Here is a 17,585-nt window from a genome sequence, read left to right as displayed (position 1 = left end):
AACTTCGGCACGTTAAAAACTTTTAATTAGTCTAAAGTTCGTGTTTATGAAAATCTAAGAACCTTTGATAAACTCGTACCTCAAACATATCAAAGCTTCTAAGATTTTCAAAAACACTTCACTAAGACTAATAAAAAAGTTTTTAAAAGTGCCATCAGTTTTGGCATCATATTCCTACGTATAAGTTAAATTTAAGCTTTGAGTATCTATATTAAGATTTATAAAAGAAGGTGGACTTTCTGAAGAATAGAGGAATACTCAATATAGATTGGAATGATATAACTAAGTATACTGAGGAAGATATTACATTTTTTTTGTTTCTTGAGGGGAAAAGTATAGAAAGTATATGTAAAATTAGAAAATTAGATAAAGAAATTGTTCAGAAACATGTGTTAGATGGTAAAATAAAATACGGCATTTTAGCCAAAAGTCGTAACATAAAAGAACTTTTTGAAAGTATATGTAAGTCTGGTAAGCAAGATAAAATTGAGGCTCTTAAAGGCTTAGAGGAAGAGAACAAAATTAAATTAATACAATTTATTAGAGAAAATTATGGTAGTATGGTAACTAAAGAGAAAGAAAATGCTATATGGATATTAGGTGAGATTGCACATAAGGAAGTCATAGATATTTTAACAAAGGCTTCAGTTCATAAGCACGTAAATGTAAGAAGAATGGCAGTTTCAGCTGTAGGTAAGATTAAGGATAAGGGTATGGAAGCCTTACTTATTAGATGTCTAGAGGATGAGAATCCTCAGGTAGTTATGTATTCTATTAAAGCTCTAGGAAAGATAAAAAGCAAAAGTTCCAAAAGTAAGGTAAAACAAATAGTTCATAAGTGGGATAAAGATTATATAAAAAGAGTAGCTGAACAGTACTTTAATGAAATTGAAGAGGTTGATTAGTTGATAGTTTTACAAAGGATTGGTGATAAGGTTGAGTTATTTTACCATAAAGGATCAAGTGAGTACGGAATTTGAGGAGAAAAAGTCCATTTTTATAGGTCATGTAAAAAGAGTTTATAATGAAGATGATGCAAAGCAATTTATAAACAGTATAAAAGCTGAACATAAGGAAGCTAGACATAATGTTTATGCATATGTTATCGGAGAGAATAAAGGTATACAGAGATATAGTGATGATGGAGAGCCGCAAGGAACAGGTGGCATACCTGTTTTAGAAGTTATAAAAAAGAATGATATTACTAATGTGGTTGTAGTAGTTACTAGATATTTTGGTGGAATTTTATTAGGCAAAGGTGGTTTAGTAAGAGCATATTCAAAAGCTGCAGCCATGGCTGTAGCAGAAGGTGGAATAGTAGAAAAGGTAGTAGGAGTTACACTTTATGTTGTCTTAGAATATGATATGTTAGGAAAAATTCAATATTTATTCGAGCAAAGTCTATGGCATATAGAAAATATAGAATACACAGATAAGGTTGAAATAATAATGCATTGTCCTATGGACAAACTATCAGAAGTAAAAAGCAAGTCAATGGAAACTACAAATGGTAAATGTGAAATAGTGCTTGGTGATGAGGAATATTTCTTTAAACTAGGCAACAGACTCTTTAAAGAAAAGTAGTCATATTTATGTTTGTATTTTCAATATCTTGTATGATATAATAATTGAGGAATTTTTGACAATAATGAATTTAATATAAGCTTTTTTAATTATAGATAATCACGCCCGAAATTTAACTTATACGACCGAATATGCTGCCAAACTTCGGCACGTTAAAAACTTTTAATCAGTCTAAAGTTCGTGTTTTTGAAAATCTAAGAAACCTTGATAAACTCGTACCTCAAACATATCAAAGTTCCTAAGATTTTCTAAAAACACTTCACTAAGACTGATAAAAAAGTTTTTAAAAGTGTCTTCAGTTTTGGCATCATATTCCTACGTATAAGTTAAATTTAAGCTACAGGTATCTATATAGTACTATATATCACTTAATATTGCTTTGTAATTAATAAATTATATACAAACCTTAGGTTAGGAGGAAATTACTATGTCAGGACATTCAAAATGGCATAATATACAGGCTAAGAAAAGTAAGACTGATGCTAAGAGAGGTAAAATCTTTACAAAAATTGGTAAAGAATTAGCTATAGCATCTAAAACAGGTGGGTCAAATCCGGACACTAACAGTAAACTAAGAGATGTAATAGCAAAAGCAAAGGCTAATAATATGCCGCAAGATACAATAAATAGAGCAATCAAAAAAGGCGCTGGAGAAATGGAAGGAGTAAACTACGAAGAGATAGTTTACGAAGGATATGGACCAAGTGGAGTTGCTGTTATAGTAAAGACTTTAACTGATAATAAAAATAGAACAGCAGGTAATGTAAGAGCTGCTTTCACAAAATCAGGTGGAAACTTAGGCTCAACTGGTTGTGTTTCTTTCATGTTTCAAAGTAAAGGACAAATTGTTATTGAAAGAAAAGATGGTATGGATGAAGATGAAATCATGATGGCAGCATTAGATGCTGGTGCAGAGGATTTTGAAGCTTCTGAAGAAGTGTTTGAGATAACAACCACTACTGAAGATTTTGGTACAGTTAGGGAAGCATTAGAAGCACAGGGACTTGAATTCCTTTCGGCTGATGTAACTATGATACCAGATACTACAGCATCAGTAGATGTGGAAACAGCTCAAAAGGTTGAAAAACTTATTGATAAACTTGAAGATGATGACGATGTTCAAGACGTCTACCATAATGCTGAGTTCCCAGAAGGGTATGAAGGTTAGTAAGCAAATCAAGGCTTCGGTTAGGTTTTCTTAATGATTAACTATTAGAGATGTATATATCCACATATTTAAAATATCTAGCTATAAAGTATACAGAAGAAGTAGAGACAAAAACATGATAAACTTAAATACGGGAATATTTAAGTTTATTTTGGTTAAACTAACTTCGTTGAAAGCGAGGTGATTAGTTTGACAGTACAAAGTGATTTGCAAAAAGCAATAGCGTCTTGTGAGGCTGCAAAGGGCAGTTATTCTATGATGTCAGAGTCAACCGATGACCAACAGGCAAAACAGATGTTTAATGGTATGAAATCGGATATTGACAGACACTTACAATACCTAAATGGCAGATTAGATTACTTAAATCAAAACAATCAATTAAACGTGTAGCAGTAATAAAAAAGGCGGTAGTGTAAAACACCGCCTTTTTTGTTGAATGTATGGTAATATAAAGAAAGAGTTTTTACTTAATATTCAATTATATATGAAGAAGTTGTATACTATAAAAAACTAAATTAAATAATAATATACAATAAAATGTGAATATTAATATATATAATTGTCCATAATACTCCTAGGGAGGGATATTATGGATAAAAGGAAAATACGAACTGCTATGCTGGTAATTTTAACTTTACTTATCTTTGGACTGAGTTATTATATATGTATAAATAAATTGTTAGTTGCGAATATAAAAAATAATAAACAATTTGGTAAAAATATCAATGATAAATCTAATTCTTTAACAGTAAATACAAGTATAAACGGTGAAGTTTCAGCTAATGCAAATGTTGTATTTAAGATAAAATATAACAAAAGTGGAGAACTATTTGTAGAAAAGGAACAGCTTGCTGGAGCTTTAGCTGGAAAAAGAAAATCAGAATTAGAGGAACTTTATAAAGATCAAGGATACAAAGTTCAAGGTATTACTCAAGACCAAGTTGTACTGGTTAGAGAAACTGATAAATATGCTCCAAATAAATATGTACTAGGAATAAAAGATGAATATATTGCTATATATAAAACCGACAAAGATGGAAATATGTTTATTGAAGATAAAAGAAGAGATATAACTGATATCAAGATTGATAAGTTAAAACAGGCGGATGTTCAGCTTCTAACAAATGGAGATAAATATTTTGAATGTGACACTAGGGAAGATGCACAAGCACGTCTTGAAGACTACGAATAAATAGTCTTCAAGACGTTTTTGCTTTACTTGAATTAAGTCCATTAAAATGTTAAAGTATTATGTGTTAAATAAATATAGATAGCCATGTCCGAAATTTAACTTATACTCCGGAATATGCTGCCAAACTTTGGCACGTTAAAAACTTTTAATCAGTCTAAAGTTCGTATTTTTGAAAATCTAAGAAGCTTTGATAAACTCGTACCTCAAACATATCAAAGCTTCTAAGATTTTCAAAAACACTTCACTAAGACTGATAAAAAAGTTTTTAAAAGTGTCTCAGTTTTGGCAACATATTCCTACGTATAAGTTAAATTTAAGCTGAGGTTATCTATAGATATAATCTTTGAATATAAATATTAGCTCTGGAGGAAAACCATGTACGAGTATATTAAAGGAACTTATGAAGGAATGACTAAGGATTATATAGTCATTGAAAATAATGGCATTGGATATAAGGTTTTTACATCAGGAAGTACTTTAGCTAAAACACCAAAAATAGGTGAAGAAATTTTACTATATCTTCAACAGGTTGTAAGGGAAGATTTTATTGGTCTATATGGTTTTTTAACTAAAGATGAGCTTAATATGTTTAAATTACTTTTAACTATAAATGGTGTAGGAGCTAAAGCAGCTTTGTCACTTTTATCAATAAGTAATGTAACTAATTTAAAATATGCTATATTTTCAGGTGATGAAAAAACTATAACTAAGGCACCTGGTATAGGTAAAAAAATGGCACAAAGAATTATACTAGAGCTTAAGGATAAGGTTAAGACTGAGGAAATTGTTAACACTGATAACATAAACATAGGTATACAAGAAAATACAGAGGCTGCTTTTGAGGCACTAGAGGCATTAATTGCATTAGGATACTCAGAAAAAGAAGCACAAAAGGCTATAAATTCTATAGATAACAAGGATTCACTTGAAAATATAATAAAAAATGCATTAAAATTCTTAATGAGTTAAGGTAGGTGGAGGTATTTTATGGACGATAGAATTACATCTCCTTCAGATATGTTAGAAGATAGGGAAAATGAATATAGTTTGAGACCTAATAAAATTAACGAGTATATAGGACAGAAAAAGGTTAAAGAGAAGCTAAGTGTTTTTATAGAAGCTGCTAAGAAAAGAAATGAAGCTTTAGATCATGTATTGCTTTATGGCCCTCCTGGACTGGGAAAAACTACTTTAGCTAACATAATAGCTATGGAAATGGGAGGAACTTTGAAGGTTACATCAGGACCAGCTATAGAAAGGGCAGGAGATTTAGCAGCAATTCTTACAAGCTTGAATAATCGTGATGTTTTATTTATAGACGAGATACATAGATTGAATAGAAATGTTGAAGAAATATTATATCCTGCTATGGAAGACTATGCTCTTGATATTATAATAGGCAAGGGGGCCTCTGCTAAATCTATAAGACTAGATTTGCCACAATTTACATTAATAGGAGCAACAACAAGAGTAGGACTTTTAACTTCCCCATTAAGAGACCGATTTGGAGTATTATGTCCTATGGAGTTTTATGAAGATGATGAATTGAAAGAAATTATAGTTAGATCTGCAAGGATACTAGGGGCAAAGATAGAAGAAGATGCAGCAATAGAAATAGGTAAAAGGTCTAGAGGAACTCCGAGAATAGCTAATAGACTATTGAAAAGAGTTAGAGACTATTCAGAGGTGAAAGGAAATGGCATTGTAGATGTGAAAATTGCAAAGAATGCATTACAGCTTCTAGATGTAGATAAAGAGGGCTTTGATAGTATTGATAACAAGATATTAACAGCTATAATTGATAGTTTTAATGGAGGACCTGTAGGAATTGAAACTTTATCTTATTTTGTTGGAGAAGAATTAGATACTATTGAAGATGTATATGAACCCTATCTTCTTCAAAAAGGTTTTATAATAAGAACTCCAAGAGGAAGAATTGCATCGGATGCTGCATATAAGCATTTAAATAGACAAAGAAATGATAAATTTAATAAACATATTGGTGAACAGTTTTCTATATTTAAGAAAGAAGAGAAATAATTATAAACTAATAGATAACGGAAGGTGAATTTTTTGAAGGTTACTGATTTTGATTTTTATTTGCCAGAGGAACTAATTGCACAGCACCCACTGGAGAAGAGAGATGAATCCAGGTTAATGGTTTTAGATAGAGAAACTGGTGAAGTTAATCATAAGATTTTTAAAGATATAGTTGACTATTTTGAGCCTGGAGATTGCCTTGTACTAAATAATACAAGAGTGCTTCCTGCTAGGCTTATAGGTGTTAAAGAAGAAACTGGTGGGAAAATGGAATTTTTACTGCTTAAGAGAGTAGACAAAGATATGTGGGAAACTTTAGTTAAGCCAGGCAAAAGGGCTCAAATAGGTACCAGATTTCAATTTGGAAATGGTGAGCTTAAAGCAGAAGTTGTTAGCATGGGTGAAGAAGGAAATAGAGTAATTAAGTTTGAATATGAAGGTATATTTGAACAAGTTTTAGATAAGCTGGGACAGATGCCGCTGCCACCATATATTAAAGAAAGATTGGAAGATAAAGAAAGATATCAAACAGTTTATTCAAAAGAACAAGGATCAGCAGCTGCACCTACTGCAGGGCTGCATTTTACTCCGGAACTGTTGAATAAAATAGAACAAAAGGGAGTAAATATTGCTTTCTTAACTCTACACGTAGGCTTAGGGACTTTTAGGCCTGTTAAAGTAGACGATATATTGGAGCACAATATGCATGCTGAATATTACTCTATGTCTGTAGAAACTGCAGATATTATAAATAAAACTAAGGAAAATGGAAAAAATGTAATTGCTGTTGGAACTACATCTTGTAGAACTTTAGAAACAATAGCAGATGCTTCAGGAAAGGTAAGAGAGCAATCTGGTTGGACGGATATATTTATATACCCGGGATATAAATATAAAGTTGTTGATAAGCTAATTACCAATTTTCATTTACCACAATCTACATTAGTAATGTTAGTTAGTGCTTTAGCAGGACGAGAAAATATACTTAAAGCCTATGAAACAGCGGTAAATGAAAGATATAGATTTTTTAGCTTTGGAGATGCTATGTTTATAAAGTAAAGAATGAATTTTATATAGAGAATTCCAACTCGGGAACTTGACTTAACCCCGGGATATGTTGCTAGTTCTTCGGCACCATAAATACTTTTTTATGAGTCTAAAGCTCGCATTTGAAAATGAGTTAAGACCTTTGATAAACTCGCTTCGCTCAAACAATCAAAAGGTCTAAACTCCTTTTCAAATACTTTGCTAAGACTCATTAAAAAAGTATTTAAATGTGCCTTCAGAACTAGTAACATATCCCTAGGTTTAAACAAAGTTAACAAGTGGAACCCTATAGATAACCAAAGCTTAAATTTAATTTATACGTAGGGATATATTGCCAATGTTGAAGTCACATTTAAATATTTTTTTATTAGTCTTAGCGAAAATTTGAGAAAAATCTTAGAACTTTAGATATGTTTGAGGTACGAGTTTATCAAAGTTCTTAGGTTTTTCTCAAATTTGAGCTTTAGACTAATTAAAAAAATTTAACGTGACGAAACATCGTAATATATCCCGGAGTATAAATTAAATTTCGGGCGTGTTTATCTATATAGAGCAACAAAAGAAAGGGTGTTTAGATGTATAAACTACTAAAGAAATGTGGAAAGGCGAGAAGAGGAGAGCTTACTACACCTCATGGTGTAATACAAACTCCTGTTTTTATGAATGTAGGAACTTTAGCTGCAATAAAAGGTGCTGTTTCTTCTATAGATTTGAAAGAAATAGAATGTCAAGTTGAGCTTTCTAATACTTATCATCTTCACTTAAGACCTGGTGATGAGGTTGTTAGAAAGATGGGCGGGTTGCACAAATTTATGAATTGGGATAGGCCAATATTAACGGATTCAGGTGGGTTTCAAGTATTTTCATTATCACATATGAGAAAAATAAAAGAAGAGGGAGTTTATTTTAATTCCCACATAGATGGTAAGAGAATATTTATGGGACCAGAGGAGAGTATGAGAATACAAAGTAATCTAGCTTCAACTATAGCCATGGCTTTTGATGAGTGTGTTTGCAATCCTTCACCAAGAGAATATGTAGAGGAATCTGTGGAAAGAACCACTAGATGGCTTAAAAGATGTAAAGATGAGTTAGATAGACTTAACTCTCTTCCAGATACTATAAATAAAAAACAAATGCTTTTTGGAATAAATCAAGGTGGAATTTTTGAAGATATAAGAATTAAACACGCTAAAGAAATAACTAAAATGAATCTAGACGGTTATGCTATAGGGGGATTAGCCGTTGGTGAAACTCATGAAGAAATGTATAGAATTGTAGATGCTGTTATACCTTATTTACCTGAAGATAAACCAATATATTTGATGGGTGTAGGTACACCAGTGAATATTTTGGAAGCTGTTGAGAGAGGCGTTGACTTCTTTGATTGTGTCTTACCAGCTAGAAATGGAAGGCATGGACATGTATTTACTAAGGAAGGTAAAATTAATATACTAAATGCTAAATTTGAATTAGATGAAAAACCAATTGATGAAGGATGTCAGTGTCCTACATGTAAGAATTATTCAAGAGCTTATATAAGACACTTATTTAAAGCTAAAGAAATGCTTGCTATGAGACTTTGTGTATTGCATAATTTGTATTTTTATAATAAACTAATGCAAGAAATAAGAGATGCCATTGATGGTGACTACTTCCAAGAATTTAAAAGCGAAAAATTACAGCAATGGGGTGAAAAAGCCTAAAAGCACTCTTAAAGTTAAGTATAGAAGATTTGTATTATGAGGAGGTGATTAAATGGAAGCACTAGTACCATATATACCCTTGATATTTATGTTGGCGTTATTCTACTTAGTAATATTTATACCAGAGGGTAGAAGAAAAAAGAACTATAAAAACTTGCTTGAAAGCCTAAAAGTAAATGACGAAATAATTACTAAAGGTGGAATAGTTGGCAAAATAGTAAATATACAAGATAAGTTCATAATTGTTCAAACAGGTCCTGATAGAGTGAGAATAAAGTTTGATAAAACTGGAGTATTAAATAAAATTGAGTCAGTTGATAAAGATGTTTAGTTTTTAATCATAAAACACCTCCTTTATACATAGATAGTAATATATGGGAGGTGTTTTATAGTGGAAAGAGGTAGTAATTATCTTCCCGCTGCGGAAGGTGTACTTAGAGGATTTATCATAACTGTAGTGTTACTGTTACTATTTGCAGTTATAATGACTTTTACTGAAATTGACGAAAGTATAAGCTCAAGTTTCTATCTTATTACAACACTTTTAAGTATAATGTATGGAACTATATATGCTGTAAGAAAAATTAAGAGAAAAGGTTGGCTTGTAGGAATAGTAGTTGCACTGTTATATTTAATTGTACTGTATGTGGTTTCTATAATATCAGGAAACTCTGCAGTAATAGGTGCAGATAGAATATGGAGATTTTTACTTGCCATAGTAGTAGGCACATTGTCTGGAATGCTTGGCATAAATCTTTGATTTATTTCCATATTAAGTAAGCTTATTTATTAATTAACTTTATTTTGTCAATGATTTATGTTATAATCAAACGGAAAACCTTAAGAATGGAGGAAAATTTTATGAAACATATAAAAACTGTAAACAGAACTAACTTAAAGGATAGCTTAAAGAAACCAGGATGTAAAGAGTGTGCTAATTCATGTCAATCAGCATGTAAAACTTCTTGTACAGTTGCTAACCTAGCTTGTGAAAATTAATATAAATTCAAGCAGTAACATTATGTTACTGCTTTAAATTTAGTTGAAATATTTATTGATAAATGGTAGTAGTATTTTTAGGGAGGAAAAAGATTTGGCTGATATTCATAAGTTTAAACAAGGTGGAGAATATTACATTATAGATGTAAACTCTGGAGCAGTACATGTAGTTGATGAATTGGTATATGATATTTTAGAGGACGAAGGGTTAAAATCTAAAGCTGAAACAGTAGAAGTATTAGCGGACAAGTACTCTGAAAAAGAAATAATAGAGGCTTATGATGAAATACAAGAATTAATAAAGGATGGTATACTATATTCAAAAGATTTATATGAAAATATAGCATTAAACACAGATGATTCTGATTCATTCATAAAGGCCCTATGTTTAAATATAGCGCATGATTGTAATTTAAGGTGTAAATATTGTTTTGCAGATGAAGGAGAATACAAGGGTTGTAGAAAGTTAATGAGTGAAGATATAGGGAAGAAGGCTATAGACTTTGTTATAGAAAAATCAGGTCCCAGAAAAAATATCGAAATAGATTTGTTTGGTGGAGAACCACTGATGGCCTTTGATACTGTAAAAAAAATAGTGGAATATGCAAAAGAACAAGAAAAAATTCATAATAAAACTATTAGATTTACAATGACTACCAATGCCACATTGTTAAACGATGAAATAATGGAGTATCTTGATAAAAATATGGGCAACATTGTGCTGAGTATAGATGGAAGAAAAGAAATAAATGATAAGGTAAGAGTAAGAGTAGATGGAAGCGGATCTTACGATGCTATTATGCCTAAAATTAAGAAAATGGTGGAAAGAAGAGATAAGTCAAAACAGTATTATGCTAGAGGAACCTTCACAAAAGAGAATACTGATTTTTTTGAAGATGTGAAATACTTAGCAGATCAGGGGTTTGATGAAATATCTGTAGAACCAGTGGTTTTACCAGATGATCACCCTCTTTCTATAAGAGAACAAGATATTCCTGCTATATTCCAACAATATGATAAGCTTTATGAAGAAATGGCTAAAAGACATAAAGAAGGTAATGAATTCAAATTCTATCATTTTAATATTGATTTACAGGGAGGTCCTTGTGTATATAAAAGAATATCAGGTTGTGGAGCTGGTCATGAGTATGTGGCTATAACCCCAGATGGCGATATTTACCCTTGTCATCAATTTATAGGAAATGAAGAATTTAAGTTAGGAAGTTTAGAGGATATAGAAAATTTAAACAAAGAACTACCTAACATGTTTAAGGCAGCACACATATATAATAAGCCGGAGTGCAGGGAATGTTGGGCAAGATTTCACTGCAGTGGAGGGTGTCAAGCTAATAACTACAACTTTAATAAAGATATTCATATTCCATATCATTTAGGCTGTAAGATGCAAAAAAAGAGAATTGAGTGTGCTATAGCGTTAAAAGCTAAAGCAATGGAGGAATAATAAAGAAATTTTTACATAGTTCTTGAAAATTTTACAAATTAATTTACGGTTATTTATATTGACGGAGATTTTTATAAGTAATATAATGTCTAATGTAAATGGCTGTAAATTGAAGCGATACAGTATTCACAAAGGAGGATAAACATGAAAAGTAAGGGGAAAAGTGCCATATTGTTTATTATATGTATACTTGTTATAGGTTTTCTTGCTTATACTGGTGTATATGGCATAACCATGGGTGGCTATAGAGTTAAGCCTTTTAACGAAGTTATAAATCGTGGGCTTGATCTTCAAGGTGGGGTTTCAGTTCTTGAGGAAATCCAAGCAGATAAAGTAGATCAAGATACATTAAATAGAACCGCAGAACTTTTATCAAATAGAGTTAATAAGTTAGGAGTAAGTGAAACGGTTGTTACTAGAGAAGGACAAAAAAGAATAAGAATAGAGATACCAGGAAAATTTGATGCAAAAGAAGTAGTAGATAGTATAGCTAAGACTGGTGAATTGAAATTTGTAGGTCCAGACAAGCAGGTTATACTTACTGGTAAAGATGTTAAAAAAGCTACAGCTTATATAGATCAAGATAATAAACCTACTATAGGTCTTGAACTTAATGCTGAAGGAGCAAAAAAATTTGCGGATGCAACTCAAAAATACATAGGACAGCAAATATCTATAACAATGGATGAACAAACTCTGACAAGTCCTGTAGTTCAAGCACATATAACAGATGGAAAGGCTACAATTTCAGGCAGTAAGAGTATTGATGAAGCAAAAAGTCAAGCTAACATGATTAATTCTGGTGCTTTACCAGTTACTGTTAAGCCGGTTGAAGTTAAAACTATAGGAGCATCACTTGGTGCCAATGCTCTTCCGCTAAGTATATTGGCTGGTAAAGTTGGCGTAGGTATAGTACTGTTATTTATGTTACTATATTATAGAATTCCAGGATTTTTAGCAGGCATAGCTCTAATACTATATATTTATTTAGTACTTTTAGCATTTGCTAACATAGGTGTAACATTAACACTATCAGGTATAGCAGGGCTTCTTCTTACAGTAGGTATGGCAGTAGATGCTAATGTACTTATTTTTGAAAGAATAAAGGAAGAATTGAAAACTGGTAAATCCGTTAAGTCTGCAATCAATACAGGATTCCAGAGAGCTCTGTCCTCAATAATAGACTCCAATACTACAACTGTAATTTCAGGTATAATATTATATTCACTGGGATCTGGTTCCGTAAAAGGATTTGCACTAACTTTAATAGTGGGTATTATCATAAGTATGTTTACTGCAATAGTTATTACTAGGTTCTTAGTTAAACTTGCAGCTAACATGGGATGGTTTGATAACAAATGGACCATAGGAACCTTTGGAGTACACGACTACAGAAAGGGGGTAGAGTAAAGTGCTGAAAGTTGTTGAGAAAAGTAAGATTTGGTTTACTATATCCCTTATTATAATTGCAGTAGGAATATTTTCTTTAGCTACAAAAGGGTTAGAGTACGGAATAGATTTCAAAGGCGGTACTGTAGTTAATATAAGCATAGGAAAAGATTTTAATAAAGATGAAATTGATAGTATAATTAAAAAGTATACTTCAGATTTTCAGTCTAACAAAGTTAATAATACATCTATTGAAATAAAAAGCAGTAATTTATCAAATGATAATATAAGTGCTATGGTAAAAGATATTAAAGCAAAATATAAAGATAGTAATCTAACCAATCAGGAAAGTATAGGAGCAACTATTGGGAAAGAAACTAAATTTAAAGCTGTTCAAGCTATAATTATAGCAAATATTTTAATACTTATATATATTGGTATAAGATTTGAATTTAAGTTTGGTATTGCTGCTATTTTAGCACTTGTACATGACGTTCTTATAATGTTAACGGTGTATTCAGTATTTAGAATTCCTGTAGATTCAAGTTTTATTGCTGCCATGCTTACAGTCATAGGTTATTCTATGAGTGATACTATAGTTGTTTTTGATAGAATTAGGGAAAATCAAAAATATATGAGAAGAGTTGATTTGGTTAAATTGGCAGATGCCAGCATAACACAAACAATAGCAAGATCTATTAATACTGTTTTGACAGTATTAATTACAATAGCTGCAGTATATATATTTGTACCTTCAATAAGATATTTTTCAAAACCACTTTTAATAGGTATTGCATCAGGATGTTACTCATCTATATTTATAGCAAGTCCACTTTGGGTTGCATTAAAAAAATATTCTATAAATAAAAAGAAGACTTTAAGTACTGCAAAATGATAAAATACAACTTAAATCACATAGGAGTCCTTACTCCACATAAATTTTGTCCAATGATAAAAACTTCTTACCATGATTTCTAGTAAGAAGTTTTTATTAAGAAATATATGGAATTTAAATTTTTGGAAGTAAATATTTAAAATATAGTATTATTATGATAGAATATAAAATCTAGAGTAATATAATACTCTATTTTTTATTCATGAATATTTTTCTACAAAGTATTTGTAAAAAACAGCAATATCATTTATAATATATATGCTTTCGATAAATTTGGAGGATTTTATGATGGAGAGAAGAGAGGAAAATTTACATTATTCTAAGTTTTCAGGTATTCAAGACCCTTTTCATTTAAAGGGTATGCAAGAAGCCTTACAAAGAATAATAAAGGCAGTAAATGAGAGAGAAAAAATACTTATCTATGGACACTATGATTTAGATAGTATAACAGCTGTGTCTTTATTATTGCTTGTTTTGAAGTACTTAAATGCTGACGTAGAATATTTTGTTTCAGATGATATAGATGAAGATTTTAGTATAAATGGAGACATTGTAAGAAATTATATTAAATTTTTAGGAACAAAGCTTATAATTACTGTAGGATGTGGTATTAATTCTATGAATGAAGTAGAATTATGTAAAGAACTGGGTATTGATGTAATTATAACTGATTATCATAAATACAATGGCATACTACCTGAAACTGTAGTTATTGATCCTAATCAAAAAGGATGTAAATATCCTTTTAAGGAATTGACGGCTGTTGGAGTTGCTTTTAAGCTGGCTGAAGCTATATCTGCATATTATCAGATGAAATCTATAAGTAAATATTTAGACTTAGCTACCTTAGGAACTCTTTCTAAAGGTGCTAATACAATGGGTGAAAATAAAGCTATAGTTAACGAAGGTATTTATTATTTAAGCTGTACTAATAATTATGGCTTTAAGGCTTTAATTAAAGTGTTTAAAATCGCTAACATAAATAAGGAAAGCATATATAGACTAGCTAATAATTTGATTCCTTCTATGAAGAATAAAAGGTGTGTGGATAACGCTAGAATAACAGTTGAACTATTTACCACAAACAATATGGATAGAGCAGAACAGATTGCAAAATACTTAAAAAATGAAATTAACGGAAACCAATTATGTATTCTTTAGAAATAAGTTCTAAAAATTTCAATATATATTAATAATCACCACAAATATTATAAAGTAAGGCTTGCTTATTTTCTATAATAACATAGATATGTTGAGGGGGGAATATAATTGAATTTAAAGGAAAAGATAAGGGTTATAGAAGGTTTTCCAAAGGAAGGAATAAGTTTTAAGGATATAACTACTATATTAGAAAATAAAGATGCTTTTAAATATACAATTGATAAAATAGCTGAGCATCTAAAAGATAAAAATATAGATATAGTAGTTGGTCCAGAAGCTAGAGGATTTTTATTCGGTGCACCTGTTGCTTATGCTATTGGTGCGGGATTTGTTCCAGTAAGAAAAAAAGGGAAATTACCCTATGATACTGTAAGCATAAGTTATGATTTAGAATATGGTAGTGATGAATTAGAAATACATAAGGACTCCATAAAGCCAGGTCAAAGAGTTGCTATAGTAGATGACTTATTAGCCACAGGGGGAACCATAGCTTCTGTTGCAAAACTCGTAGAACAAGTGGGCGGAGAGGTTATAACTTTAGATTTTGTAATAGAACTAACTGATTTAAATGGAATAGAAAAGTTAACAAAATATGATTCAATATCTTTAGTTCAGTATGATGTTTAATCAGCTTTAATTTAAAATTGCAAGTTCTTACTGTATATAATATAATATTAATAAAAAATAATGGCTGGTTATTAAGACCAGCCATTGATTTTAGGGGAGTAGTAATATGCTGGAGAAATTAATCGAAAAGATAGATAAAAATTGTAGTAATGAAGATAAAGATATGGTGATAAAAGCATATAATCTTGCCTATGATGCACATAAGGATCAAAGAAGAGAATCAGGAGAGCCTTATATCATGCATCCTGTTGAAGTAGCAGGTATTTTGGCGGATATGGGCTTAGATACTAGTACTATAACAGCAGGACTACTTCATGATGTCATAGAAGATACGGATTTTACCTATGAAGATGTGAGCAGAGAGTTTAGTGAAGAGGTTGCTAACCTTGTAGAAGGAGTAACAAAACTTGGTAAGATAGAGTATAAAACTAAGGAAGAGCAACAAGCTGATAACGTAAGAAAAATGCTTCTTGCAATGGCCAAAGATATAAGAGTTATATTAATAAAGCTTGCGGATAGACTACACAATATGAGAACCCTAAAATATATGTCTGTGGAGAAACAAAAAGAAAAGGCAAAGGAAACCTTTGATATATATGCGCCTCTAGCACACAGACTAGGTATGTCAAAAATTAAGTGGGAATTAGAAGATTTAGCCTTTAGGTATATGAATCCTAATGAATATTATTTTATAGTTAGAAAAATTGCAGAAAAAAGAGTTGAAAGAGAAAATTATATTGATGAAATAGTTTCTAAACTTAAGGAAAATCTTGATAAATCTAATATTACTTCTGATATAGAAGGGAGACCTAAGCATTTTTTCAGTATTTATAGAAAAATGGTGAAGAAAAATAAAACTATTGATCAAATATTTGATTTAACTGCTATTAGAATACTTGTAGATACTGTAAAAGATTGCTATGCTGCTTTAGGAATTGTTCATACTATTTACAAACCAATTCCAGGAAGATTTAAAGATTATATAGCAATGCCTAAACCTAACATGTATCAGTCGCTTCACTCTACAGTAATTGGTCCTCAAGGGAAGCCTTTTGAGATACAGATAAGAACTTTCGAAATGCATACAACTGCAGAATATGGTATAGCAGCTCACTGGAAATATAAAGAGGGAGTTGAAAATGCAGAGGACATAGATAAAAAACTTACCTGGCTGAGAGAAATGTTAGAGTGGCAAAGGGAAACAGCAGATGCAGAAGAATTTATGGAAGGTTTTAAGATAGATTTATTTTCTGATGAAGTATTTGTATTTACACCAAAAGGAACCGTTATTAACTTACCATATAATGCAACTCCTATTGATTTTGCATATAAGATTCACACGGACATAGGAAATAGATGTATAGGTGCAAAAGTAAATGGTAAGATGGTACCCTTAGATTATAATCTAAAAACTGGGGAAATAGTTGAGATCCTTGCTTCTAGTACACCAAAAGGTCCAAGTATAGACTGGATTAACATGGTTAAGAGTAATCAAGCTAAAAGTAAAATAAGAGCCTGGTTTAAGAAAGCTAAGAGAGAAGAGAATATTATTAAAGGTAAGGATCTTTTAGAGAAAGAGACTAAAAAACAGGGCTACAACTTTGGTGAAATAGCTAAGGGTGAAACAATAGATACCATATTAAAGAGATATAATATGAATTCTGTGGATGATTTATATGCAGCTGTAGGTATAGGTGCTATGATTCCATCAACTGTAGTGCTAAGACTTAAAGAATTATATTCCAAGGTTTCTAAAAATGAAGTTAGTGACTGGAAGGTTGTAGAAGAACAATTAAATAAAAATGCCAACGCTAATAAGTCAGTTACCAAAGCTAAAGCAAATTCACCAGGTGTAATTGTAAAAGGTGAAACAAATTTACTTGTGAGATTTGCAAAATGCTGTAACCCTGTACCAGGGGATGAGATAGTAGGATATATAACTAAGGGAAGAGGAGTTTCTATTCATAGAGAAGATTGCAAAAATATAGAATTTTTGCTTAAAAATGAAGAAAATAAACTAATAGAAGTAAGTTGGGGAAAACCTAAAGGTGGCGAATATATTGCTGAGATTCTAATTAAAGCAGAAGACAGACAAGGATTATTGGCTGAGTCAATGGAAATTATAAGTAGTAGCAATACTTCATTATATGCAGTAAATGCAAAACCAGCTAAGAATGATATTGCACTAATAAATATAAAATTAAAGATATCTAATATTGATGATTTGAAGGCTGTTATAAAGAAGATAAAAAGAATAAAAGGCGTAATTGATACCTATAGAACTAAAAATAGTGTTTTCTAGAATAAAAGAGGTG

At 31.0% G+C, this 17,585-nt stretch carries 18 protein-coding genes; all 18 read left to right on the top strand.

The genetic code is table 11. The annotated features are described in order from the left end of the window. The first annotated feature begins 230 nt into the window (after positions 1-230). A complete protein-coding gene (locus tag HGI79_RS12775; protein ID WP_395939541.1) occupies positions 231-905 on the top strand; it encodes a HEAT repeat domain-containing protein in 675 nt (224 codons plus the stop codon). Positions 906-936: 31 nt separating this feature from the next. After that, on the top strand, positions 937-1,584 hold the full coding sequence (locus HGI79_RS12770; RefSeq protein WP_185651075.1) for a YigZ family protein: 648 nt from the start codon (positions 937-939) through the stop codon (positions 1,582-1,584). 427 nt (positions 1,585-2,011) lie between these two features. Then, on the top strand, positions 2,012-2,752 hold the full coding sequence (locus HGI79_RS12765) for a YebC/PmpR family DNA-binding transcriptional regulator (protein WP_185651074.1): 741 nt from the start codon (positions 2,012-2,014) through the stop codon (positions 2,750-2,752). A 189-nt stretch (positions 2,753-2,941) separates the two neighbouring features. Further along, the gene (locus HGI79_RS12760) at positions 2,942-3,142 is read left to right on the top strand and encodes a DUF1657 domain-containing protein (protein WP_185651073.1); all 201 of its coding nucleotides are present in this window, start codon (positions 2,942-2,944) and stop codon (positions 3,140-3,142) included. A gap of 199 nt (positions 3,143-3,341) precedes the next feature. Continuing rightward, positions 3,342-3,944: a hypothetical protein gene (locus HGI79_RS12755; protein ID WP_185651072.1), complete on the top strand. Its 603-nt coding sequence runs from the start codon at positions 3,342-3,344 to the stop codon at positions 3,942-3,944. 375 nt (positions 3,945-4,319) lie between these two features. Further along, the gene (gene ruvA / locus HGI79_RS12750; RefSeq protein WP_185651071.1) at positions 4,320-4,913 is read left to right on the top strand and encodes a Holliday junction branch migration protein RuvA; all 594 of its coding nucleotides are present in this window, start codon (positions 4,320-4,322) and stop codon (positions 4,911-4,913) included. A gap of 18 nt (positions 4,914-4,931) precedes the next feature. Further along, positions 4,932-5,984, top strand: coding sequence for a Holliday junction branch migration DNA helicase RuvB (gene ruvB / locus HGI79_RS12745; RefSeq protein ID WP_185651070.1), 1,053 nt, complete (start codon positions 4,932-4,934; stop codon positions 5,982-5,984). 33 nt (positions 5,985-6,017) lie between these two features. Then, a complete protein-coding gene (gene queA / locus HGI79_RS12740; RefSeq protein ID WP_185651069.1) occupies positions 6,018-7,043 on the top strand; it encodes a tRNA preQ1(34) S-adenosylmethionine ribosyltransferase-isomerase QueA in 1,026 nt (341 codons plus the stop codon). 563 nt (positions 7,044-7,606) lie between these two features. Next, entirely contained in the window at positions 7,607-8,737 is a 1,131-nt protein-coding gene (gene tgt / locus HGI79_RS12735; RefSeq protein ID WP_185651068.1) for a tRNA guanosine(34) transglycosylase Tgt, read from the top strand. A gap of 52 nt (positions 8,738-8,789) precedes the next feature. Further along, the gene (gene yajC / locus HGI79_RS12730) at positions 8,790-9,068 is read left to right on the top strand and encodes a preprotein translocase subunit YajC (protein ID WP_185651067.1); all 279 of its coding nucleotides are present in this window, start codon (positions 8,790-8,792) and stop codon (positions 9,066-9,068) included. Between the two features lie 60 nt (positions 9,069-9,128). Next, positions 9,129-9,497, top strand: coding sequence for a TIGR04086 family membrane protein (locus HGI79_RS12725; protein ID WP_185651066.1), 369 nt, complete (start codon positions 9,129-9,131; stop codon positions 9,495-9,497). Between the two features lie 101 nt (positions 9,498-9,598). Continuing rightward, entirely contained in the window at positions 9,599-9,736 is a 138-nt protein-coding gene (scfA, locus tag HGI79_RS12720) for a six-cysteine ranthipeptide SCIFF (protein ID WP_185651065.1), read from the top strand. 94 nt (positions 9,737-9,830) lie between these two features. Continuing rightward, positions 9,831-11,198 (top strand): thioether cross-link-forming SCIFF peptide maturase, encoded by a 1,368-nt coding sequence (gene scfB / locus HGI79_RS12715; RefSeq protein ID WP_185651064.1) that lies wholly within the window; start codon positions 9,831-9,833, stop codon positions 11,196-11,198. Between the two features lie 144 nt (positions 11,199-11,342). Next, on the top strand, positions 11,343-12,608 hold the full coding sequence (gene secD / locus HGI79_RS12710; protein WP_207725776.1) for a protein translocase subunit SecD: 1,266 nt from the start codon (positions 11,343-11,345) through the stop codon (positions 12,606-12,608). Position 12,609: 1 nt separating this feature from the next. Continuing rightward, positions 12,610-13,482, top strand: coding sequence for a protein translocase subunit SecF (gene secF, locus HGI79_RS12705; protein WP_185651063.1), 873 nt, complete (start codon positions 12,610-12,612; stop codon positions 13,480-13,482). 288 nt (positions 13,483-13,770) lie between these two features. Next, positions 13,771-14,643: a DHH family phosphoesterase gene (locus tag HGI79_RS12700; RefSeq protein WP_185651098.1), complete on the top strand. Its 873-nt coding sequence runs from the start codon at positions 13,771-13,773 to the stop codon at positions 14,641-14,643. A 108-nt stretch (positions 14,644-14,751) separates the two neighbouring features. Then, positions 14,752-15,270, top strand: a complete 519-nt coding sequence (locus tag HGI79_RS12695) for an adenine phosphoribosyltransferase (RefSeq protein ID WP_185651062.1) — start codon at positions 14,752-14,754, stop codon at positions 15,268-15,270. A 106-nt stretch (positions 15,271-15,376) separates the two neighbouring features. After that, complete coding sequence (locus tag HGI79_RS12690; RefSeq protein ID WP_185651061.1) at positions 15,377-17,572, top strand: bifunctional (p)ppGpp synthetase/guanosine-3',5'-bis(diphosphate) 3'-pyrophosphohydrolase; 2,196 nt, start codon at positions 15,377-15,379, stop codon at positions 17,570-17,572. The last annotated feature ends 13 nt before the right edge of the window (positions 17,573-17,585 follow it).

Source organism: Clostridium sp. DJ247 (genome assembly GCF_014231265.1).
Note: the sequence above shows the minus strand (reverse complement) of the source record. Positions and strands in the feature narration are given on the sequence as shown.